A 22,388-nucleotide genomic window follows, 5' to 3' on the forward strand; every position below is an offset into this window, starting at 1 on the left:
TGCGCTTAGGTGCCGCCCACATAGGGGTTGCTCACGCGCTCGCGTCCGAACGTGCTCTCTGGCCCATGGCCGGGAATGAACACGGTGTCATCGCCCATGGGCCACAAACGCTGCGTGATGCTGTTGATCAAATCGTCGTGGTTGCCTTGCGGAAAGTCGGTGCGGCCAATGCTGCCCGCAAACAGCACATCGCCCACAAACGCACGCTTGATCTCGGGTGAGTAAAACACCACATGGCCAGGTGTGTGGCCGGGGCAATGACGCACTTGCAGCGTGTGTTTGCCCAACGTGACCGTGTCGCCATCGTCCAGCCAACGCGTGGGCGTGAAGGGGCGTGACGGCGGGAATCTGTAGTTGGCAGCAGCCTGTGGCAAGCCGTCAATCCAAAACTGATCGCCTGGGTGCGGGCCAATGATGGGCAAGTTGAGCTTTTCGGCCAAGTCGGCAGTGCCGCCGGCGTGGTCGATGTGCGCATGGGTGATCCAGATTTGTTCCAGCGTCACACCCAGTTGTTTGCAAGCGTCTTCCAGCACGGGCAAATCACCCCCAGGATCAATGACGGCGCCTTGCATCGTTTCATCGCACCAGACGATGGAACAGTTTTGTTGGAACGGGGTAACGGGGACGGTTTCGTACTGAAGCATGTTGCAAATGGTAGCGGTTAAACATGTCTGACTGCTTTTGCCAGGGCGCTGACCACATCTGTTTGCGTCAATATGCCAATCAAGCGATTTTCTGAATCGATCACGGGCAGGTGGTGGTGTCCTGTTTGAGAAAAAAGTGACAACAGTTCTGCCAAGTAGCTTTGCGCACTGGCGACGCGCACGCGGCGTGTCATGACTTGGCCCACCACTTCGGGCTTGTCGCCGTGCGACAGGCCCGAGGGTTGCCAAACATGTTTGATGCGTTCAGACAGGCTCATGTAATCGTCGATTTGCGCGTGCTTTAAAAAGTCTGCCATGGTGATGATGCCCACCACACGCCTGGCACGGTCTACGACCGGCAGCGCTTTGATGTGATGCCGCCGCATCAGCCCCCAAGCTTCTGACAAAGAGGAGCCAAACTCCACCGCGTGCGGTGATCGCGACATGACTTCTTCGCAGCGCAAATCTCCTAGCGTGCGCTGATACGCGGCTGACTCGGCGTATTGAAGCAATTGCGCCAGGTCGGCTGGGTCCACATCAATGATCTGTTGGTAGTGTTCCAGCGCGGCATTCAGGTCACTTTTCGTGAACCGGTTGTTCGCATGTGCATCATCGCGATCAGTTTTTGAATGATGGGGGTAGGGCCGCGCAGTCAAATTGTTATAGACCAAGCCCGCCACAACCAAAAGCACAGAATTCAGGAGGAACGGAAACAGCACGATGTCAAACGATGGCTTGTGTGCCAGAACCGCCAACATTCGCAACTTCTCTTGGTTGGAAACTGTCAGCGGAGTAGGCCAAAAGCGACGCATCATGATTGGCGCCCAAGCCGCAAAAGTATTGATTTGAACAAAATCATCAGTAACAACTCAATATTGCAAATAACAACAAAAAATACACGAGCAAATTGGCAAATGCAACTTTGAAATGCACAAAATGGATCGCACAAAAACTAATCGTGCAGTCATTTTGCATCGCCGGCATGAACAAGCAGCAAACACAAAGCATCAATCTAGACGACGCCAAAGTTCGTTTTAGAAAAGCTTTGAACGACGCACTGATTAACAGGTTTGGCAAAGTCCCGACAGCCAACGCATTTGCTAATCAATTCAGCTTCCGTGCGGGTGGTCTTGCAGGGGTCACCCGGGAAACTGCGCGTAAGTGGTTGGCGGGTCAAGCCATTCCAGAGGTCGCTAAATTAATCGTGTTTGTCGACTGGTTGGGATTGGATGCCAATGAGTTCATGAGCACACGGCTGGGCAAAACACAAACGGATGATGATGTTGTGATTGACACCATTCGTGAGCTAGTCAGGCACATGGATGACAAAACGCGTCACACAATTTTGTTAACGGCCTGGGCGCTGCGTGAAACGCACGGTCTCCATGCCCAAAAATTAGATTTGCCAACTTTAAAGCGCGCGCTTGTCACCAATCTTGGCCGGGTGAGCTAGATGGCATCGCTGCCGCAGTGTCGATCGCTTGAATACGTCAAGCAGTTCAATATCACGGCCACTGACTTAGCGGTGGTGGTCGCATCCTTTTTGGCTTTCGTTGGCGCGTTCCATCTGAATCAATACTTGGATCGTTACATGCTTTACGCACCAGGTGTCAGCCTGATTTTTATTCCGGCGGGCGTCAAGTTGCTGGCGATTCTTATTGGGCGCTTGCCTGCCATTGTGGGCCTGTACATTGCGAGCGTTTATGTGTCTACAGAAATATGGCATGACCTGCAAACAGCATCGCTCTATCTTTTTGCTGCGGTCAGTGTCTTTAGCTACGCCATCGCCGTGTATGTCGTCATGATTTTGGTCGGCATCTTCCGGAACTTGAACAACTTGCGTTATCACCACATCGTGGTGCTTTCGTTTTCAGCAAGTATGTTCAACAGCGTCGTCCACAACGCGGCTTTTTTGGTGGTTGGCGTGACGGCTGTTGATGCGCAGTGGGCTACTTCTACGGCCATGGCGTTCGGTGATTTTCTTGGTTGCCTTGCCGTCGTTTCGTTTTTCCACGCTGTGGCGTTGATGTTCAAGAAGGTTAGTTAATTCTGTTTGTCCAATTTCTCGAGCGCAGGCTCGTGAAACTCAAGACGACCTTCTCTGCACGCATAAACCGTAAAGAACGCACCGCGATGGTGTGCTTTGTAATGGCTGCGAAATGCGTTTTGTACCCCCTCTGAGAAAAGAGGCTGGTTGGTGTAAAAGTTCACAATTGAAAATGGAACGCCATGGCTTGGCGTTGCGATGAACTTGTTTTGACAAGCCGTGAGAAAGGCAACAAACGCTTGGTCAGAAACACCGGAGTAGCTTAAGTCCATGAAGCCGGCGTATTCAAATTGAGGTGCTGCGGAGGTAATCAAATAGGGCCGCAAAAACGTCAAGCTGTAGTTGTCGTTCTCTTTGTCGGTGACCCCCATGAGCAAGCTGGGATATTCTTTGGCAAAATTTTGGATTTCGAGCGTCGCTTGGCGTTGCGACTCGATCATCGATGCGCTCTTGATCTCCGAGTCATAAATGTTTTTCCAAACAAAAGAGAGCACGTAGAGAGCCAAAATTGCGAGGCCAATTTTGATGCCTAAAAATCTGGCTTCGATGTTTTCAATTTTTCGTAATTGAATCTCATAGAGATATGAATTCAACACGACGATGGGAATCAGATGATGGACACCGGCACCAGGCTTTGAGCCTGCAATGGCAACAAGAATTTCAATCAGCACAACGCCCGTCCATCTGTAGGCTTCATATCGGGATACGGTGGTGCATCTGAACGTCAGAGCAATGGGTATCCATGCAAACAACAGAAAAAACAAATTCTTTTCTAAGTAAGCAAACGAGATGCCGTGCTTTGTGGCCAACTTCAAATACTCAAAATATTGAAGCAATGACGTTCCGCCATCTATGAAAAAGCTCAAGCACACGACCACAAAGGCGACAGCGAATTGAGCAACTGTGCGCAACGAGTGGCCGCCAAAGAAAATCAGGAATGGCAGGATGTACAAAATTCCGTGCGCTTTTAGGGAGCTTGCAAGCCCTGCCAACACACCCAGCAGTAGCACTTTGTATTTGGGCTGTCGTTCAACGATCAGAGCAGCTAGCGCAACCAGCAAAACAAAGTAAGGTTCTGCGCGATTCCAAAACAGGATCAGGTTGAAAGGTAGCAATAAAAGCAAATACGCTTTGGCTAATGTGTTCTTGTAGGTAAAGAAAAGCAAACACCACGCAATGTTGAAGGCAATCACGCTGGGCAGCTTTGAGCTGAGGATTGGATCGTTGCCAAGTGCCAAAAACGGAAACTGAATCCAGTAAAGCGCTGGACCATAGAGCAGCCCATGCATAGACGGAGCGTCCATAGGGGGATACAAATCGCCACCTTGTATCCAGATCAAGGTGATTTGTGTGATGGTGGGCTCTAAGTGGTCAATGAAGTTCGGATAGAACAAGTAAAGAACAGAGCACGCCGCTGTAAAAATAAAAGCTGCGTAGGTCAACGGCTTTGTCAGCGTATCAATCTGCCTCGCATAGCGGTTAGGGATTAGCAAAGAAACCACCCATCCCAACACGAGTGAAATGCCAACGCCGTACATGCCGAGAAAAAGCAGGTAGTGTTTCAAAGAGGCCACTTAAATACTCCCTGTTTTGCAACGTTTATCTGATGTGTGCAAAACAAAACCCGCTCGTAGGCGGGTTTTGTTTTGAGGCCATTGCAATCAGCATTCATCCGTTCCATGCCCCGGCGCAGCCTGAGTCGGCACATGGTGGCGCAAGCCCACTTGTTGGTTGTGTTCATCCACAAACACCAATTGAGGTTCATGGCCAGCCACTTGGTCTTCATGCACTTGCGCGAATGAGGCAATGATCAGCAAGTCACCCACGCTGGCACGGCGAGCGGCAGAGCCGTTGACCGAAATCATGCCTGAGCCACGTTCGCCTTTGATGGCGTAGGTGATGAAGCGTTCGCCGTTGTTGATGTTCCAGATGTGGACTTGTTCGTTCTCACAAATGTTGGCGGCGTCGAGCAGGTTTTCGTCGATGGCGCAGGAGCCTTCATAGTGCAATTCGCACTGGGTGGTGGCAACGCGGTGAATTTTGGATTTGAGCAGGGTACGGAACATGTCTAAAAATCGGTCAAAAACGAAGCAATGCCTCAATCATAGTGGGTCAGCCCAAATACTTTGTCGCGCCAAGGCCCGCCACGCGGCCACTGGCCAGGCAGGCGCTCAGCAGGTAGCCGCCGGTAGGCGCTTCCCAGTCCAGCATTTCACCCGCCACAAACAGGCCGGGCAGGGCGCTGGCCATCAGGTGCGCGTCCAGTGCTTCTAGGCGCACGCCGCCTGCGCTGCTGATGGCTTCGTCTATGGGGCGCGTAGACGCCAGCGTGATGGGCAAATGTTTGATGGCTGCGGCCAGTTGCGCCGGGTCGTTCATGGCTTCTTTGCTCAACACTTCGTGCAGCAGTGCCAAATGCAAAGCGGTGAGGTTGAGGCGGCTTTTCAAATGGCTGCTGAGCGAACGGCTGCCGCGTGGGTGCGACACCTCGGCCAACACGCGCTCGGGCGTGAAATCGGGTTTGAGATCGAGTGCCAAGGTGGCGCTACCGTTGCGTGCTATGTCGTCGCGCAACAAAGCTGAAGCGGCGTAAACCAAATTGCCTTCCACGCCTGTGGCGGTCACCACGAATTCGCCGCGACGGCTAAAGCGAGCGCCTAAGCTGTCGGTGAACGACAAGGCCACCGACTTGAGCGGTGCGCCTGCAAACTGGCTTGATAAGTGGCTGCTCCAGCCGGTCTTTCCATCACGTCCCTGCACGTCAAAGCCGCAGTTGGCGGGGCGCAGTGGCGACACGTCCATGCCTAACGCGCTCACCCACGGCTGCCACGCGCCGTCCGAGCCCAGCTTGGCCCAGCTGCCGCCGCCCAGTGCCAACAGCACAGCATTGGCTTGCACTGTCTGTTCGCCTTGTGGCGTGTCAAAGCGCAATGTGAATTGTTGATCGGTGTGTTGCAACGCACCGTTCCAACGGTGGCGCATATGAAACGTGACGGGCACGCCCTGTGCGGGGTGGCGCAAACGGTGCAACCACGCACGCAGCAGCGGCGCGGCTTTCATGTCGGTAGGGAAGATGCGCTGCGAGCTGCCTACAAAGGTGTCCAGGCCTAAGCCTTTGACCCATTCGCAAATGGCAGTCGCATCAAAGGTTTTGAGCCAAGCGGCGCAAGCCTCGCTGCGCTCGGCGTAACGGGTGGTGAACAGCTCAAAAGGCTCTGCGTGCGTGAGGTTGAGCCCACCCAAGCCAGCCAGCAAAAATTTACGACCCACCGAAGGCATGGCGTCATACACATGCACGTGAACGCCTGCAGCGCTGAGCATTTCAGCGGCCATCAGGCCAGCGGGGCCTGCGCCAATGATGGCGATTTGTTGGTTTGTATTTGTAGTCACCCACTAAGTGTAGGCGGCGAATACCTTGCATCGTGAGCGAAAATCAGCGCATGACTGGTTGGCACGCACATCTCAAACTCGACTACACCCTTAGCGCGGCGCGTACGGTGGCTAAGTTTGAACACGAAGGCCCGCTGCGTGTGTTGCAAAGCCTTTACCCCGAAGGCGACGCCGTGTGCCACAACGTCCTGGTGCATCCGCCCAGTGGTTTGGTGGGCGGCGACTTGTTGGACATTCAGTTGAGTTTGGGCGCCAACACGCACGCGCTGCTCACCACACCTGGTGCCACACGTTTTTACAGAAGCGAACAAGGCTTGGCCACGCAACAAGTCAAAGCCCATGTGGGCGATGGCGCACGCTTAGAGTGGCTGCCGTTAGAAACCATTGCCTACAACGGCTGCCACGGTTTGAACCATGCCGTGTTTGATTTGGCCCCCACGGCAGAGATGATGGCGTGGGACATCACGGCGCTGGGTTTGCCCAATGCCAACTTGCCGTTTGAACGCGGTCAGTTGCAGCAGCACCTAGAAGTGTCCGGCGTGTGGCTAGAGCGCGGACTGGTTGATGCACAAGACGCGCGTTTGATGGATGGCCCTTTGGGTTTGGCCAAGCACCGCTGCATGGCCACGTTGGTATTTGCGTGTGGCGCCGACTTGCCGCGTGAGCGACGCGATTTGGCTTTGGCCTTGGCGCGTGAGTTGACGGAGGCTTCGCCTGCGGGGTTGGTCGCGGGTGTGACATCGCCGCATCCGCGTGTGGTGGTGTTGCGCACTTTGTCGCCCTTGGTGGAGCCTGCGCAAAATTTGTTGCGTGGGGTTTGGGCTTCGTGGCGACGCGGCATGTGGGGTATGTCGGATGTGCCGCCGCGTATTTGGTCTATGTAGTTTTTGGTTTTTGCTGGGCTCGCTGGAGGCAGAGGGGTTGGGCAGGTTCCTCATGCTGGGGTACCAGAAGTCGTCACCTGCCCAACCCCTCTGCCCCCAGACTGCGGCCTGCGTTGTTTTAGATTGCAACCAGCTGACGTACGTTATCCCTCTGCATATCCGAACCTAAGCCGCGCGCAATCACTTCACCGCGTTCCATCACCAAATAGTCGTCTGCCAATTCCTCGGCAAAGTCGTAATACTGCTCGCACAGCAAGATGGCCATGTCGCCACGGCTGGCCAGCATGCGAATCACGCGGCCGATGTCTTTGATGATGCTGGGTTGAATGCCTTCAGTCGGTTCATCCAATACCAACAACTTGGGGCCTGAAGCCAAGGCCCTCGCAATGGCGAGTTGTTGCTGTTGGCCGCCCGACAAATCACCACCACGGCGATGCAGCATTTGTTTGAGCACAGGGAACAGTTCAAACAACTCCGCGGGAATGTCTGTGCCTGCGGGTTGCGTGGCGAGGCCCATGCGCAAGTTGTCTTCTACCGTTAAGCGCGCAAAAATTTCTCGGCCTTGCGGCACATAGCCAATGCCTGCGCGTGCACGCTCGTACGGTGCGGCGCGTTCGATGGCTTCGCCGTTGAAGGTGATGCTGCCATCGCGAATGGGAACCGCACCCATCAGTGATTTGAGCAGCGTGGTTTTGCCCACGCCGTTGCGACCCAGCAGCACGGTGATGCGGCCTAGGTTGGCTTCAAAGCTCACATCGCGCAGGATGTGTGAGCCGCCGTAGAACTGGTTGATGTTGGCGGCTTGAAGGATGGGCGTGTGTGTGGTTTGCATAGTCAACATCAGAGTTAGCGGCCTAGGTACACCTCAATCACGCGCTCGTCGGCTTGCACTTGTGCCAGCGTGCCTTGCGCCAACACCGAGCCGTCGCACAGCACGGTGACGATGTCGGAGATGGTGTTGATGAAGCTCATGTCGTGTTCCACCACCATCAGCGAGTGTTTGCCCTTGAGGGTCAAGAAAAGTTCTGCCGTGCGTTCGGTTTCAAAGTCGGTCATGCCGGCCACGGGTTCGTCGAGCAGCAAGAGTTTGGGGTCTTGCATGAGCAACATGCCAATCTCCAGCCACTGCTTTTGGCCGTGGCTCAGGTTGCCTGCTTGGTCGTTCACGCTGTCCTCTAGGTGGATGGTGTGCAGCACTTCGCTCAGGCGGTCGCGCTGCGTGCCGTTGAGTTTGAAGAACATCGAGGCAGCCACGCCCTTGTGGGTTTTCAAGGCCAGCTCTAAGTTTTCAAACACGCTCAAGTGTTCAAACACCGTGGGTTTTTGAAACTTGCGGCCAATGCCCAGCTGCGCAATTTCGGGCTCGTTGTGGCGCAACAAGTCGATGGTGCTGCCAAAGAACACTTGGCCCGAGTCGGGTTTGGTTTTGCCGGTGATGATGTCCATCATCGTGGTCTTGCCCGCGCCGTTGGGACCGATGATGCAGCGCAGCTCGCCCGGTGCAATGTCGAGTGACAAACCGTTGATGGCTTTGAACCCATCAAAGCTCACGTGTACATCTTCTAAGTACAAGATGCGGCCATGCGTCAGGTCAAGGCTGCCGGGTTCGTGGATTCGGCCATAGCCCGCGCTGCGGTCGCCAGAGGTGACGTCGTTCACCACGCGCGCTTGGTGTGTGGCGAGGCGCTGGGCGCCTTCTTCAAACAGATCGGGGGTCATACGCGCTCCTCTGCTTTTGTCTTGGCGCTGAGTTTTTGCATCAGGCCCACCACGCCCTGCGGCATGTACAGCGTCACGCCAATGAACAACGCACCCAAGAAATACAACCAAAACTCAGGCGCCGTCACCGTTAACCAGCTCTTCATGCCGTTGACCAAGAACGCACCCACGATGGGGCCCAGTAGCGTTGCACGGCCACCCACGGCGGCCCACACCGCCATCTCAATCGAGTTGGCGGGGCTCATTTCGCTGGGGTTGATGATGCCCACTTGCGGCACATACAAGGCCCCAGCAATGCCGCACATCACGGCCGAGATGACCCAGATGGTGAGCTTGTAGGGCAGGGGCGAGTAGCCTGAAAACATCACGCGGCTTTCTGCATCGCGAATGGCTTGCAGCACGCGACCAAACTTGCTTTGCACTAACCAGCGGGCAAACAAAAAGCTCATCAGCAAGGCCCAGCCCGTCAGGACAAACAAGGTCATGCGCATGGCGGGTGTGGCAATGGGCAAGTCCAAGATGCGTTTGAAATCGGTGAAACCGTTGTTGCCACCAAAGCCAGTCTCATTGCGGAAGAACAGCAGCATGGCGGCAAACGTCATGGCCTGCGTGATGATGGAGAAATACACGCCTTTGATGCGCGAGCGAAACGCAAAGTAGCCAAACACAAAGGCCAACACACCAGGCACCAACACGATCAGCAACAGCGTGGCAAGAAAGCTGTCACTGAAGGTCCAATGCAAAGGCAAGGTTTTCCAATCGAGGAACACCATGAAGTCGGGCAGGTTACTTTTGTAGTTGCCGTCGGTGCCGATCTGGCGCATCAGGTACATGCCCATCACGTAGCCGCCGAGTGCAAAAAACAAACCGTGGCCAAGCGACAAGATGCCGGTGTAGCCCCAAATCAAATCCATGGCGAGCGCACAGATGGCGTAGCACATGATCTTGCCCACCAAGGCCACGGCGTAGTCACTCATGTGGAACACGTTGTCTGCGGGTACCCATAGGTTGAGCACAGGCACCACCGCGCACACGGTGATGAACGCAGCCAAGAAAAAAATCCAGCCCTTGGTGCCCAACAAAGCGGGTGCCTCTGGCAGTTGCAAAGTAGAAGTGGTGTGTGTCATGTCATGCCTCCGCACTGCGGCCTTTCATGGCAAAGATGCCTTGGGGGCGTTTTTGGATGAACACAATGATGAACACCAACACCGCAATCTTGGCCAGCACGGCACCGGCCACGCCTTCGAGCAATTTGTTCATGAGGCCGAGGCCCATCGCGGCATACACCGTGCCCGCCAGTTGACCCACGCCACCCAGCACCACCACCATGAAGGCGTCGACGATGTAGTTTTGACCGAGGTCTGGCCCGACGTTGCCGATTTGGCTGAGCGCACAACCGGCCAAGCCCGCGATGCCGCAGCCGAGAGAGAACGCATAGGTGTCAATGCGTGCCGTGTTCACGCCCAAAGCCGAAGCCATCGGGCGGTTTTGTGTCACACCGCGCACGAACAAACCCAAACGTGTTTTGCTGATCAAGAGCGTCATGCCCACCAACACAAACACCGCAAAGCCAATGATGATCAAACGGTTGTAGGGCAGCGAGAGGTTGGCCAGCAGTTGCACGCCGCCGCTCATCCACGAAGGGTTTTCGACGCCCACGTTTTGCGCGCCAAAAATGCTGCGCACGCCTTGCATCAACACCAAGCTGATGCCCCATGTGGCCAGCAGTGTTTCGAGCGGGCGGCCATACAAGTGACGCAACACCAATCGCTCCAGCACCGCACCCACCAAGGCCGCTGCGAGGAACGAGGCTGGCACGGCCACCAACAAATACGCGTCAAACATGCCCGGTAAATATTGGCGAAACAAGCCCTGCACCACGTAGGTGGCATACGCACCAATCATCATCAGCTCGCCGTGTGCCATGTTGATGACACCCATCAAACCGTAGGTGATGGCTAGCCCTAAGGCCACCAACAACAAGATAGAGCCCAAGCTGATGCCGGTGAACAAGGCGCCGAGTTTTTCACCCCAGCTCAACGCCGCTTGGATGGTGAGCAACGAGGTTTGCAACTGAGCGCGCACCTTTTTGTCTTCCTCTTGGCTCAGACGTTGGTTGAGCAAAAGTTGGGTGTCCGGCGTTTGGCTGTCAGCCAAAGTTTTGGCCGAGGCAAAGCGTTCGTCGGCGTTGTTGCTGTTGAGCAAAATCGCCGCGCGGGCCAACAGCATTTGTTTTTTCACGCCCTCGTTGCTTTCGCTGGCCAAGGCTTTTTCCAGCATGGCAAGTTTGGTCGGGTCGGGTTCTTTCAGCACCGACTTGGCAGCTTGCACACGCAAGGCGGCATCGGGGCTGAGCAATTGCAGGGCAGACAAGGCGGCGTCAATTTCGCCGCGCATGCGGTTGTTGTTGATCACGTCTTCTGCGGTGTCGGGCAGGGCGGTGGCTTCACCGCTCACGGGGTCAAACGCTTTGCCGTCGCGCACCACCAGCACTTGGGTGCCATTCACTTTCACCGCGTCATCGGCCATGGCTTGCAAAAAGGCGGCGGTTGGTGCGTCGGGTGAGGCGAGTGCTTTTTGCAGTGCGGTCACGCGCGCATCGGTGTCACCCAGCGTGAGTGCGCGTGTTTGTTCCGTGGTCAACGCCAATGCAGAGGCATGGCTCAACACGCCGAGTGCCAGTGTGCAAACACCGCGCAGCGCGAGCTGACGTGCCCACGCAGGTAAAGAAAAACAGGTCATCCAGATTCCCATAAAAAAGGGGAGGGCCGTGCCCTCCCCCAAGTTCATCCCTCGGAGAAAGGGTTACTTCTTCACAGGCTCATCAGGCTTTGAAGCATTGCCTTCGATGAAGGGGCTCCATGGCTTGGCTTTGACGGGGCCTGGTGTTTTCCAAACCACGTTGAATTGGCCGTCAGCCTTGATCTCGCCGATGAACACCGACTTGTGCAAGTGGTGGTTCTTTTCATCCATCTTGCTCACGATGCCGCTGGGCGCTTTGAAGGTTTGACCGGCCATGGCGGCGATGACTTTGTCCACATCGGTGGACTTGGCTTTTTCAACCGCTTGCTTCCACATGTTGATGCCGATGTAAGTGGCTTCCATCGGGTCGTTGGTCAAAGGCTTGTCTTTGTGGCCAGCGATGCCTTTGGCTTTGGCGTAGGCAGACCATTTCTTGATGAACTCATCGTTGGTGGGGCTCTTGATGGACATGAAGTAGTTCCATGCCGCCAAGTGACCGACCAAAGGCTTGGTGTCCACGCCGCGCAACTCTTCTTCACCGACTGAGAAGGCGACGACGGGCACGTCTTTGGCTTTCAAGCCAGCGTTGCCGAGTTCTTTGTAAAACGGCACGTTGGAGTCACCGTTGATGGTGGACACCACGGCAGTTTTGCCGCCCGCAGAAAACTTCTTGATGTCAGCCACGATGGTTTGGTAATCGCTGTGACCAAACGGGGTGTACTTCTCGTCGATGTCTTTGTCGGCCACGCCCTTGCTCTTGAGGTAGGCGCGCAAAATTTTGTTGGTGGTGCGTGGGTATACATAGTCGGTGCCCAACAAGACCCAACGCTTGGCGCCGCCGCCGTCTTTGCTCATCAAATAGTCCACCGCGGGGATGGCTTGTTGGTTAGGCGCTGCGCCTGTGTAGAACACGTTTTTGCTGAGCTCTTCACCTTCGTATTGCACGGGGTAGAACAGCAAGCCGTTCATTTCTTCCACAACAGGCAACACCGATTTACGAGACACCGAAGTCCAGCAACCGAAGATGACCGAAACCTTGTCTTGGCCGAGCAACTGCTTGGTTTTCTCAGCAAACAAAGGCCAGTTCGAAGCGGGGTCGACCACCACGGGTTCGAGCTTTTTGCCCAACACGCCGCCCTTGGCGTTGATTTCGTCGATGGCCATCAGCACGGTGTCTTTCAACACAGTTTCAGAAATCGCCATGGTGCCTGACAGGCTGTGCAGCACGCCAACCTTGATGGTGTCTGCCGCCAGCGCTTGTGGTGCGATCACAAATGAGCCAACGGACAGAGCCGCAGCCGCGGCCAAAGCCTTCAGATTTCCTCGACGATTCATCATGGGGGTTCACTCCAAAAATTAAGGGTTGGTTCGGCGCTCGTGGTAACGGTGCGCTTCGTAACAGCTATCGCAAACCCTGTGCCAACGCGCATTTCTCCTAGGCAAAAAGTAGCGTTGCTATAAGGTGCATCTCAAGCGCGGCGCGGATGCACCAAGACAGTTCAATTCAGGCGCCATGCACCAAGGTGGCGCGGCTTGAGGTGTGGTTGTGCGTGCACCAAGACAGGTTTTATGCACCAAAGCATGCACTTGGCGCATGCGATGCACTGCAAAAGAGGGCACGCAAGTTGCATAGACCAAACCACTATGGAACTCACTCCTCGCGAAAAAGACAAGCTCTTGATCTTCACTGCCGCCTTGTTGGCCGAGCGCCGACAAGCCCGTGGCTTGAAGCTCAACTACCCCGAAGCCGTGGCCCTCATCAGCGCAGCCGTCATGGAAGGCGCCCGTGATGGCAAAACCGTGGCGCAACTCATGAGCGCAGGACGCAACGTGCTCACCCGCGCCGATGTGATGGAGGGCGTGGCCGAGATGATTCCCGACATCCAAGTCGAAGCCACCTTCCCCGACGGCACCAAGCTCGTGACCGTTCACCAACCCATTCTTTGAAATTCTTTTGACCCACGTTTTGGGAAACACCGCCATGTCACGTCTTGCTTCTTACATTCGCCGTCTGCCTTTGTTGTTGCCCTCGCTCGCTGTTGCGCACGAAGGCCACGGCATCGAAGGCGCCTCGCACTACCACGCCACTGATGTGTGGGGTTTTGTGTCGATCGCTGTGGCCGCTGCCGTCGTGTGGTGGTTCACAGGCCGTGGCAAATAAAGCGAGGCGCTGATGACACCCGGTGAACTCTTGATCGATGAGGGCGAACACGTCCTCAACCCTGACCGACGCACGCACACGCTGGTCGTGCAAAACGCCAGCGACCGCCCCATCCAAGTGGGCTCGCACTACCACTTTGCCGAAACCAATGCGGGCTTGCGCTTTGACCGCGTTGCTGCACACGGCATGCGTTTGAACATCGCATCCGGCACGGCGGTGCGCTTTGAGCCGGGCCAACAGCGCACGGTCGAGCTGGTCGACCTGAGTGGCGAGCGCCAAGTGTTTGGCTTTCGCGGTTTGGTGAATGGCGCGGTGGATCAAAGCGCCGCCGATAAAGGACACAAGTGATGGCAACCATTGGCAAACGCGCTTACGCCGAAATGTTTGGCCCCACCGTGGGCGACCGCCTGCGCTTGGCAGACACCAACTTGGTCATTGAAGTTGAAAAAGACTTCACGCTGCAAGCAGGCGGCTATGGCGAAGAAGTGAAGTTCGGCGGCGGCAAAACCATCCGCGACGGCATGGCGCAATCGCAGCGCACACGCGATGGTGCAGGTACGGGCCCGCAAGCGGGTGGCGCCGTGGACACCGTGATGACCAACGCGCTCATCATCGACCACTGGGGCATCGTGAAAGCCGACATCGGTTTGAAAGGTGGCCGCATCGTGGCCATTGGCAAAGCGGGCAACCCCGACACGCAACCGGGCGTGGACATCGTCATTGGCCCAGGCACGGAGGTGATCAGCTGCGAAGGCAACATCGTCACGGCAGGCGGCGTGGACACGCACATCCACTTCATCGCGCCCCAACAAATTGAAGAAGCCTTGACCAGTGGCGTGACCACCATGCTCGGCGGCGGCACCGGCCCAGCAACAGGCACCTTTGCCACCACCTGCACACCGGGCGCTTGGAACATCGAACGTATGTTGCAAGCGGCAGACGCCTTCCCCATGAACCTTGGCTTCTTGGGCAAAGGCAATGCCGCGCTGCCCGATTCGTTGCACGAGCAAATCAACGCAGGCGCGATTGGTTTGAAGCTGCACGAAGACTGGGGCACCACGCCCGCGGCGATTGACAACTGCTTGAACGTGGCCGAAGCCACCGACACGCAAGTGGCCATCCACACCGACACGCTCAACGAGAGTGGCTTTGTGGAAGACACCGTGGCTGCCTTCAAGGGCCGCACCATCCACACCTTCCACACCGAAGGTGCGGGCGGTGGTCATGCGCCCGACATTTTGAAAGTGGTGGGCGAGGCCAATGTGTTGCCCAGCTCCACCAACCCCACGCGCCCGTACACGGTGAACACGCTCGACGAGCATGTGGACATGCTCATGGTGTGCCACCACCTCGACCCCGCGATTGCCGAAGACTTGGCCTTTGCCGAAAGCCGCATTCGCCGCGAGACCATTGCGGCCGAAGACATCTTGCACGATCTCGGTGCCATCAGCATGATGAGCAGCGACAGCCAAGCGATGGGGCGTGTGGGTGAAGTCATCATCCGCACTTGGCAAACCGCGCACAAGATGAAAGCGCAGCGTGGTGCTCTGCCGGGCGATACCGATCGCCACGACAACTTCCGCGTCAAGCGCTACATCGCCAAGTACACCATCAACCCTTCTATTGCCCACGGCATCAGCCACGAAGTGGGCAGCGTGGAAGTGGGCAAATGGGCCGACCTGGTGGTGTGGAAGCCCGCGTTCTTTGGCATCAAGCCCAGCATCATTTTGAAAGGTGGCTTCATCGCCATGGCGGCGATGGGCGACCCCAATGCCTCCATTCCCACACCGCAGCCCGTGCACTACCGCCCCATGTTTGGTGCGTATGGCGGTGCCTTGCACCGTGGCTCGCTCACCTTTGTGTCGCAAGCGGGTTTGGCTACTGGCATTGGGCAAAAGTTTGGTTTGCACAAAACCCTGAGTGCCGTGAAGAACATTCGCAGCGTGGGCAAACGTGACATGATTCACAACGACTACGCACCGCGCATGGAAGTGGATGCACAAACCTATGCGGTGCGCGCCGATGGTCATTTGCTCACCTGCGAACCCGCGGTGAGCTTGCCCATGACCCAACGCTATTTCTTGTTCTAATTTTTCACGATGCTCACCTGTTCTAAATTAATCGCTGGCGGCCAAGGCTTGGCCGCTGCCTTGGTCAAACGCGCCGCCACCGTGGCGCTGGATTGGGATGTGCGCCAAAAAAGCCGCTTTGATGCGACCGATTCCACAGGGCGTGCCTTGGGCGTGTTCTTGCCACGCGGCACCTTGGTGCGCGGTGGCGATGTGCTGGTGCTCGAAGATGGTTCACTCGTACGCGTGCAAGCCGCCCCACAAGAAGTGCTGCGCATCACCGCGTGTGCCCAACACGGCTCGGCCTTCGATTTGACGCGTGCGGCCTACCATCTGGGCAACCGCCATGTGCCGATTGAACTCAAGCCCGATCATTTGAAAATTGAACCCGACCATGTGCTGGCCGACATGCTGCGCGCCATGCACATGACGGTGGTCACCGTGCATGAGGCGTTTGAGCCAGAGGGTGGTGCGTACAGCAGCCATGGGCACGCGCAAAGGCATGAGCATGACCATAGCCATTCACATAAACACGATGCACATGGCCATGTACACGGCCCCCATTGCAAACATGACCATTGATGCTGCAACGGTCGCGACGCCTTCTACGCCCGCACTGCTCCAACTCATCTGGCTCGCCTCACCCGCGTTGCCGATTGGCGGCTTTTCGTATTCCGAAGGTTTAGAAGCGGCCATCGACCACGGGCTTGTGCATGACGAACACAGCGCGGCCGAGTGGTTGTTGGATCAATTGCACCTCACCCAATCGCGCGGCGATATGGCGGTGCTGGGTCATATGGTCACCGCATGGCAAGCCCTTGACCACGAACGTTTAGAAACCTTGAGCCAATGGGTGCACGCCACGCGCGAGAGCGCTGAGCTGCGTTTGCAAAGCGAGCAAATGGGTCGCTCCATGTTGGAGTGGCTGCGCAACCAAGACGCCATCGATGCAGCCACCATCGCCCTGTGCAACCGCTGGGTGCCCACCTACCCGCTGATGTTTGCGTTGGCTTTGTCACGCACCGGCGCACCACTGGAGCAATGCTTGCAAGCCTATGCCTTTGGCTGGGCCGAGAACATGGTGCAAGCCGCCATCAAGTCGGTGCCCCTCGGACAAAATTCGGGGCAACGCATGTTGACGAAACTCGCCCAACACATCGCACCCGCCGTCAGCCATGCCATGCAAGTGAACGACGACACACGCCAAGCTTTTTCTCCCATGCTGGCCATTCTTTCGGCTCAACATGAAACTCAATACTCACGACTGTTTAGATCATGAAGCACTTACACACCATCGCACATCGCACCAAAAAATTGCCACCCTTGCGCGTGGGCATCGGCGGCCCTGTGGGCTCCGGTAAAACCACCTTGCTCGAAATGCTGTGTAAAGCCATGCGCGACAAGTACGACCTCGTCGCCATCACCAACGACATTTACACCAAAGAAGACCAACGCTTGCTGACCATCAGCGGTGCGCTGCCTGCCGAGCGCATCATGGGCGTGGAAACGGGCGGCTGCCCGCACACCGCGATTCGTGAAGATGCGTCCATCAACCTCGAAGCGATTGACCGCATGCTGGTGGACTTTCCGGATGCCGATGTGGTGTTCATTGAAAGCGGCGGCGACAACTTGGCCGCCACCTTCAGCCCTGAGCTGAGCGACTTGACGATCTATGTGATCGACGTCGCGGCTGGCGAAAAAATTCCCCGCAAAGGCGGCCCCGGCATCACCAAGAGCGATTTGTTTGTGATCAACAAAACCGATCTCGCCCCCTATGTGGGAGCGAACTTAGATGTGATGGAAGCCGACACCATTCGCATGCGCACGAATGCGAGTGGCTTGAAGCCTTTTGTCATGACCAACTTGCGTACCTTGGATGGTTTGCAAGAGGTGGTCAAGTTCATTGAGACCAAAGGGATGTTGATCTAAAGTCTGTCGGATTTTTACACCTGTGCAACTTCACCCAAAGGGCGATAGGCACACCGTTCAGTTCTTCGACTTGCGTTTGAGTAAGCGGTGTGCCTCGGCCACCGCCGCCTCGGGAGTGATGCCAAATTTTTTGTAAAGCGCATCGGCTGGACCGGAGGCACCAAAACTTTGCATCCCGATGAACCCGCCATGCTCACCTAAATATTGATCCCAACCCAAGCGTGCTGCGGCTTCAATGCCAACTCGCACAGTGTCGTCCCCAAGGACGCTACGACGGTACGTTGCGTCTTGTGCATCAAAGAGCTCCCAGCATGGCAATGAAACGACAGCTGCGCCAATGCCTGAGGCCTCTAGTTGTGCTCGCGCCTGAACGGCAAGCATGACCTCTGAGCCCGTTGCGAGCAACGTGACAAGGCGAGGACCGCATGTGGTTTCTGCTAAGACATAGCCTCCGCGACGCGATAAATTTTCTTCTGTGTGTGAGGTACGCACGAGCGGTAAGTTTTGGCGAGCGAACACCAAGCTGACGGGGCCGCTCTTGTGATTGAGCGAAAGCTCCCAGCACTCGGCTGCCTCTATCGCATCGGCGGGACGCATGACCCACATGTTGGGCATGGCACGTAAGGATGCCAATATTTCTACAGGCTGGTGTGTGGGGCCGTTCTTGCCAATGCCAATGGAGTCGTGACTGAAAACAAATTTAACTGGCAACGCCATCAAGGCAGCCATTCGCATGGAGGGACGTTGGTAATCAGAAAAAGCCAAGTACGTCACACTCAGCGGCAGGATGCCGCCGTGTGCCGCCATGCCATTGGCCATGGAGCCCATCACATGCTCGCGTACGCCGCAATGCACATAAGCGCCATGGCGATCCTTTGCAGTGAACGCAGACAAGCGACGCTTGTGGCTGGTTGGCGCTTCTAAGTCGGCACAGCCGACCATGCGTTCGGGTAACACGGGTGTTAGTAAGTCGTTGATTTCGGCAGAGATCAAAATCCCGCTTTGGTTTTGCGATGTGTCCCACGCGCGGCGTTTGTAATCGTGCAAGACCTGTTGCCATCCGTTAGGAAGTTCTCCACGCATGACACGTTCGAACTCCTGGCGGTCTGCTTCAGGTAGCTTCGTAACCCGCGCTTGCCAGGCCTCATACGATGGCAAGCTGCGTCTACCAGCTTCACGCCAAGGCGCCAAGATGTTTGCGGGTATTTCAAATGGTGCATGCGGCCATTGCAGCAATTCACGCGCAGCTGTTGCGTCTTCTGGGAAGAGTCGCGCGCTGTGGCCGCCGCGTTGCCCTTGCAGACGTGCAAGGCCTTTGGCGATCATGGTGCGACACGCGATCATGGACGGTCGCGGGTCGGTACGCGCGGCATCTAACGCAAGCGAAACGGCTTCCATGTCATGACCATCGACTTCAACGACATGCCAGTCTGCAACTCGAAAGCGTTCCGCGACGTTCTCGCTGATCGACAATTCGGTGCTGCCATCGTCTGTGATTTGGTTGTCATCCCAAAGCAGAACCAGCTTGGATAAGCGCAGATGTCCTGCGAGAGAAATCATTTCCTGGCCAATGCCTTCTTGCAGGCACCCGTCGCCGACGAAGGCGTACGTGAAATGATTCACCAAGTTGTCGCCAAAGCGCGCGTTGAGATAAGCCTCGGCGATGGCCATACCAAACGCATTGGCAATGCCTTGTCCGAGAGGGCCCGTGGTGACTTCAATGCCGTTGATCGCTCCGTGTGGGCGTTCGGGGTGGCCTTCGCAAATTGAGTCCAGCTCGCGAAATTTTTGAATTTCTTCAATCGGAAAGTCTGGGTAACCCGTTAGGTGCAGCAGCGAATACAGAAGCATGGAGCCATGTCCATTGGACAGCACCACGCGGTCACGATCGGCCCAGTTAGCGTCTTGCGGGTTGAACTTGAGGTGGCGCGTATACAGCGCGGTGGCAATTTCTGCCATGCCCAGCGGAACGCCTTGGTGGCCCTCTTCGGCCTTGACGATTGCGTCAATAGACAGAAAGCGTATGGCGTTGGCAAGGGGGGTGGTGGTCAAAGCGGACATGGCAGATAGGCGTCAGTGGATCAACATGCCGCCATTCACATCAAGTGTGACGCCCGTGCAGTATTTAGACAGATCGCTCGCGAGAAATACCACGCAGCCTGCGACGTCGTTGGGTTCACCGATGCGGGCGAGTGGAATGCCATCCAGAATGGCCTGATGCTTGTCTTCTGGAATCTTGCCTTTGTTGATGTCGGTTGCGATCAGACCAGGTGTGACGCAGTTGACGCGAATGTTGTTGCCGCCGTATTCACGCGCCATGGCACGGGCGAGACCCAGCACGCCAGCTTTTGCTGCGGAGTAGTGTGGACCACCCAAGATGCCGCCGCCGCGTTGTGCCGACACGGAGGAAATACAGATGATCGAGCCGCTCTTTTGCGCCAGCATGGTGGGCAGCATGGCCTGAGAGGCATACAGCGTCCCGCGAAGGCTGACATCCATGATTCGATCGTAGTCTGCGCCGGAAATATCAAGGAACTTGACGGGTTGTGTAATGCCTGCGTTGTTGACCAAGATGTCGATGCGACCGTATTTCGCTTTGATTTGCGCAGCAGCGGCTTCGCACGATGCTTTGTCAGTCACGTTGGCCACGAGGCCCAGGTGTTCGGCGCCTAATTGGGCGGCCGCGGCCTGTGGGTTGGCCTGTTCCAGATCAAGAATCACCACCTTGGCACCTTGCGCCGCCATCATGCGGGCGGTGGCAAAACCTAAGCCATTGAGGCTGGCACCGCCGGTGATGACGGCCACTTTGTCTTTGAGCAACATTTGAGTCTCCTAAATTTTTTGAAGCTTTGGAGCGCTGATTGTGAGTAGACTCGATGGTTAGTTCAAGCGATAAAAAATCATCGTGAGATGAATTAAATTCACCTTAGCTTTTCCTGGAAATGATCCCTTCACTCTCATCACTGCTTGCGTTTGAGGCCATTGCACGGCGGCAAAGCTTTGCGCTTGCTGCTTCAGAGCTTCATCTCACGCCTTCTGCTGTGAGTCATCAAATAGCCAAGCTGGAAGGCATGTTGGGTGTCAAGCTTTTCGAGCGAACGCTCAAAAGTACTCAGCTAACACCTGAGGGGGCGGCCTACCTTCGGCGTATTTCGGGTGCTTTGGCCGCACTTTCGGCGGCGACGCACGAGGCGCGCCAAGGCGGGCGACACAGTCTTTATGTGCATGCCAGTCCGAGCTTTGCCAGCCTTTGGTTGATGCCGCGTATCAGTGAGTTTGCGCAAACGAATCCCGATATCGCGCTGTTTGTTTCTTCGTCACCTTCACACTCAGATTTCCAGCAAGGGTTGGTGGACATCGACATTCGTTACGGCGTGCCGAATTGGCAGCATTTGGTGATTGAACCGTTGAGCACGGAAACGATACAGCCGCTTGCCAGCCCTGACTTCATTCAAGCGCATCGTGTGCGGCATAAACGAGATCTGTTGCATGTACCGCTCATCCAATCAACGGTGAATCGGGTGCAATGGCATGACTGGTTTTCGGCACAGGGGCTTGAAGGTCCGCCAGAACGCGTCGAGTTGAGTTTCGATCGCGCCATGATGTCGTTGGATGCGGCAGCTCAAGGCCTAGGCATTGCTTTAGAAAGTGCTTGGCTGGCTAGTGCCTATTTACAGCGGGGGCAGTTGGTGCCTGTGTTTTCACGTCAATCCGCACTTTCGATTCAAGCGCACTTTGCGGTCTACCCGCAGCGCAACACAAATCGTCCGGCAGTTGTTCAATTTTTGCAATGGCTGCAAAAGGCTTGCAAGTAATTAGGGTTGCGATGCTTCAAGCTCTTCAAACAACCATTCGCGAAAGGCTTTCATCTTCGGAAGATGTGCTTTGGCTTTGAGGTAGGTGAGGTGGTGACATACCTTGGTGGGGCCCTCGGCGCCGAAAGGCAATACCAATCGCCCCTCTTGAAGTTCACGCTCAACAAGCAAGCGGCTCTCTAGTCCAAGCCCCAAACCATCAACGGCGGCACTGATCGCCATGAATGAGCGGTCAAATCTCGGCCCACGGTCGAGCTTGAGCATCACGTCTGGATGGTCTCGCTGCCATTCACGCCAGCTGTAAATATTCACTTCAGAGTGGATCAGCGTGATGCCCGCAACATCTTTGCTTTTTCGTAGCTTGTGCTTTTTGGCAAAACTAGGCGCACACAAGGCGACGATTGTTTCTGCTGGCAGAGACGCCAGCTCGACGCCCGTGTCTGGAAAAACCATGCCATAGCGTATTGAAAAGTCAGCCTCTTCAGAGAGGAGGTTGACCAAAGAAACGGAAGCGTTGAGCCTGACATCGATGTCTGGAAATATCGCGCTGAAGCGAGAGAGCCTTCGCATGAGCCATTGCGTGCCAAAGCTTGGCACCGTGTGAATGGTCAGTATGTCGCTTTTGCCCGAACGCTCAATGCTGCGTGTCCCTGCCGCAATGACATTGATTCCTTCGGTCACGCTTTCAGCGTAGCGACGACCCACATCGGTGAGCTCCACCACACGACCAACTCGATGGAATAGGGAAATCCCTAGAGTGTCTTCAAGGCCACGAATTTGATGGCTTATTGCGGATGGCGTAAGGCTTAATTCATCCGCTGCAGCACCGAAAGAACCTAGTCTGGCTGCGGCTTCGAAGGCGATTAAAGACTTTAGAGGCGGTAGGTGACGCATGTTTAATTGGTGAATTTAGCTCATCAATTAAGCTAAAAACTTCATTTGTGGTCATGGATTATGGCGCATAGACTACGCCGAAATTTCAATGCAA

The 22,388-nt window shown here is 55.9% G+C and carries 24 protein-coding genes; 11 read left to right on the top strand and 13 right to left on the bottom strand.

What is annotated here, in order from left to right:
- Positions 1–5 precede the first annotated feature (5 nt).
- Positions 6–644, bottom strand: a complete 639-nt coding sequence (locus QMG15_RS00375; protein WP_281788996.1) for an MBL fold metallo-hydrolase — start codon at positions 642–644, stop codon at positions 6–8.
- Positions 645–661: 17 nt separating this feature from the next.
- On the bottom strand, positions 662–1,459 hold the full coding sequence (locus QMG15_RS00380; protein WP_281788997.1) for a CBS domain-containing protein: 798 nt from the start codon (positions 1,457–1,459) through the stop codon (positions 662–664).
- Positions 1,460–1,626: 167 nt separating this feature from the next.
- On the opposite strand from QMG15_RS00380, the gene QMG15_RS00385 reads away from it, so the two are divergent.
- Both QMG15_RS00385 and QMG15_RS00390 read left to right on the top strand, forming a co-directional pair.
- Entirely contained in the window at positions 1,627–2,097 is a 471-nt protein-coding gene (locus QMG15_RS00385; protein ID WP_281788998.1) for a hypothetical protein, read from the top strand.
- Positions 2,098–2,691: a hypothetical protein gene (locus QMG15_RS00390; RefSeq protein ID WP_281788999.1), complete on the top strand. Its 594-nt coding sequence runs from the start codon at positions 2,098–2,100 to the stop codon at positions 2,689–2,691.
- Here QMG15_RS00390 and QMG15_RS00395 read toward each other — a convergent pair.
- The 3 genes from QMG15_RS00395 to QMG15_RS00405 form a co-directional block, all read right to left on the bottom strand.
- A complete protein-coding gene (locus tag QMG15_RS00395) occupies positions 2,688–4,265 on the bottom strand; it encodes a hypothetical protein (RefSeq protein ID WP_281789000.1) in 1,578 nt (525 codons plus the stop codon). The two genes, QMG15_RS00390 and QMG15_RS00395, sit on opposite strands and share 4 nt — an antisense overlap.
- An 87-nt stretch (positions 4,266–4,352) precedes the next feature.
- Complete coding sequence (gene panD / locus QMG15_RS00400; protein WP_104801667.1) at positions 4,353–4,757, bottom strand: aspartate 1-decarboxylase; 405 nt, start codon at positions 4,755–4,757, stop codon at positions 4,353–4,355.
- Between the two features lie 46 nt (positions 4,758–4,803).
- A complete protein-coding gene (locus tag QMG15_RS00405) occupies positions 4,804–6,081 on the bottom strand; it encodes a TIGR03862 family flavoprotein (protein ID WP_281789001.1) in 1,278 nt (425 codons plus the stop codon).
- Between the two features lie 50 nt (positions 6,082–6,131).
- Here QMG15_RS00405 and QMG15_RS00410 point away from each other — a divergent pair, with 50 nt between their 5' ends.
- On the top strand, positions 6,132–6,965 hold the full coding sequence (locus tag QMG15_RS00410) for an urease accessory protein UreD (protein WP_281789002.1): 834 nt from the start codon (positions 6,132–6,134) through the stop codon (positions 6,963–6,965).
- 118 nt (positions 6,966–7,083) lie between these two features.
- Here QMG15_RS00410 and urtE read toward each other — a convergent pair whose 3' ends face one another.
- The 5 genes from urtE to urtA all read right to left on the bottom strand — a co-directional run bounded on the left by urtE (position 7,084) and on the right by urtA (position 12,761).
- Complete coding sequence (gene urtE, locus QMG15_RS00415; protein ID WP_281790044.1) at positions 7,084–7,776, bottom strand: urea ABC transporter ATP-binding subunit UrtE; 693 nt, start codon at positions 7,774–7,776, stop codon at positions 7,084–7,086.
- A gap of 35 nt (positions 7,777–7,811) precedes the next feature.
- The gene (gene urtD / locus QMG15_RS00420) at positions 7,812–8,684 is read right to left on the bottom strand and encodes an urea ABC transporter ATP-binding protein UrtD (protein ID WP_281789003.1); all 873 of its coding nucleotides are present in this window, start codon (positions 8,682–8,684) and stop codon (positions 7,812–7,814) included.
- Complete coding sequence (gene urtC, locus QMG15_RS00425; protein WP_281789004.1) at positions 8,681–9,811, bottom strand: urea ABC transporter permease subunit UrtC; 1,131 nt, start codon at positions 9,809–9,811, stop codon at positions 8,681–8,683. The genes urtD and urtC overlap by 4 nt, the downstream gene beginning before the upstream one ends.
- 1 nt (position 9,812) lies before the next feature.
- Positions 9,813–11,426 (bottom strand): urea ABC transporter permease subunit UrtB, encoded by a 1,614-nt coding sequence (urtB, locus tag QMG15_RS00430; protein ID WP_281789005.1) that lies wholly within the window; start codon positions 11,424–11,426, stop codon positions 9,813–9,815.
- A 63-nt stretch (positions 11,427–11,489) separates the two neighbouring features.
- A complete protein-coding gene (gene urtA / locus QMG15_RS00435; protein WP_281790045.1) occupies positions 11,490–12,761 on the bottom strand; it encodes an urea ABC transporter substrate-binding protein in 1,272 nt (423 codons plus the stop codon).
- A 309-nt stretch (positions 12,762–13,070) separates the two neighbouring features.
- On the opposite strand from urtA, the gene QMG15_RS00440 reads away from it, so the two are divergent.
- The 7 genes from QMG15_RS00440 to ureG are packed head-to-tail and all read left to right on the top strand — an operon-like array spanning position 13,071 to position 17,585.
- Positions 13,071–13,373: an urease subunit gamma gene (locus QMG15_RS00440; protein ID WP_281789006.1), complete on the top strand. Its 303-nt coding sequence runs from the start codon at positions 13,071–13,073 to the stop codon at positions 13,371–13,373.
- 34 nt (positions 13,374–13,407) lie between these two features.
- The gene (locus tag QMG15_RS00445; RefSeq protein ID WP_281789007.1) at positions 13,408–13,587 is read left to right on the top strand and encodes a hypothetical protein; all 180 of its coding nucleotides are present in this window, start codon (positions 13,408–13,410) and stop codon (positions 13,585–13,587) included.
- A 12-nt stretch (positions 13,588–13,599) separates the two neighbouring features.
- Positions 13,600–13,935 (top strand): urease subunit beta, encoded by a 336-nt coding sequence (locus QMG15_RS00450; RefSeq protein ID WP_281789008.1) that lies wholly within the window; start codon positions 13,600–13,602, stop codon positions 13,933–13,935.
- Positions 13,935–15,677, top strand: a complete 1,743-nt coding sequence (gene ureC, locus QMG15_RS00455) for an urease subunit alpha (RefSeq protein ID WP_281789009.1) — start codon at positions 13,935–13,937, stop codon at positions 15,675–15,677. Before QMG15_RS00450 ends, ureC begins: the two co-directional genes overlap by 1 nt.
- Before the next feature lie 9 nt (positions 15,678–15,686).
- The gene (gene ureE / locus QMG15_RS00460; RefSeq protein ID WP_281789010.1) at positions 15,687–16,238 is read left to right on the top strand and encodes an urease accessory protein UreE; all 552 of its coding nucleotides are present in this window, start codon (positions 15,687–15,689) and stop codon (positions 16,236–16,238) included.
- On the top strand, positions 16,228–16,935 hold the full coding sequence (locus tag QMG15_RS00465; protein ID WP_281790046.1) for an urease accessory protein UreF: 708 nt from the start codon (positions 16,228–16,230) through the stop codon (positions 16,933–16,935). Before ureE ends, QMG15_RS00465 begins: the two co-directional genes overlap by 11 nt.
- On the top strand, positions 16,929–17,585 hold the full coding sequence (ureG, locus tag QMG15_RS00470) for an urease accessory protein UreG (RefSeq protein ID WP_281790047.1): 657 nt from the start codon (positions 16,929–16,931) through the stop codon (positions 17,583–17,585). The genes QMG15_RS00465 and ureG overlap by 7 nt, the downstream gene beginning before the upstream one ends.
- 57 nt (positions 17,586–17,642) lie before the next feature.
- Here ureG and tkt read toward each other — a convergent pair whose 3' ends face one another.
- Positions 17,643–19,646 (bottom strand): transketolase, encoded by a 2,004-nt coding sequence (tkt, locus tag QMG15_RS00475; protein WP_281789011.1) that lies wholly within the window; start codon positions 19,644–19,646, stop codon positions 17,643–17,645.
- Positions 19,647–19,658: 12 nt separating this feature from the next.
- A complete protein-coding gene (locus tag QMG15_RS00480; RefSeq protein ID WP_281789012.1) occupies positions 19,659–20,408 on the bottom strand; it encodes an SDR family oxidoreductase in 750 nt (249 codons plus the stop codon).
- 119 nt (positions 20,409–20,527) lie between these two features.
- Between QMG15_RS00480 and QMG15_RS00485 the strand changes: the two genes are divergently transcribed.
- On the top strand, positions 20,528–21,400 hold the full coding sequence (locus QMG15_RS00485) for a LysR substrate-binding domain-containing protein (protein WP_281789013.1): 873 nt from the start codon (positions 20,528–20,530) through the stop codon (positions 21,398–21,400).
- On the opposite strand, the gene QMG15_RS00490 is transcribed toward QMG15_RS00485, so the two are convergent.
- The gene (locus tag QMG15_RS00490) at positions 21,401–22,294 is read right to left on the bottom strand and encodes a LysR substrate-binding domain-containing protein (protein WP_281789014.1); all 894 of its coding nucleotides are present in this window, start codon (positions 22,292–22,294) and stop codon (positions 21,401–21,403) included.
- Between the last annotated feature and the right edge of the window lie 94 nt (positions 22,295–22,388).

Origin of the sequence: Limnohabitans sp. INBF002, assembly GCF_027924905.1 — a bacterium.
Classification (GTDB): Bacteria; Pseudomonadota; Gammaproteobacteria; order Burkholderiales; family Burkholderiaceae_C; genus Limnohabitans.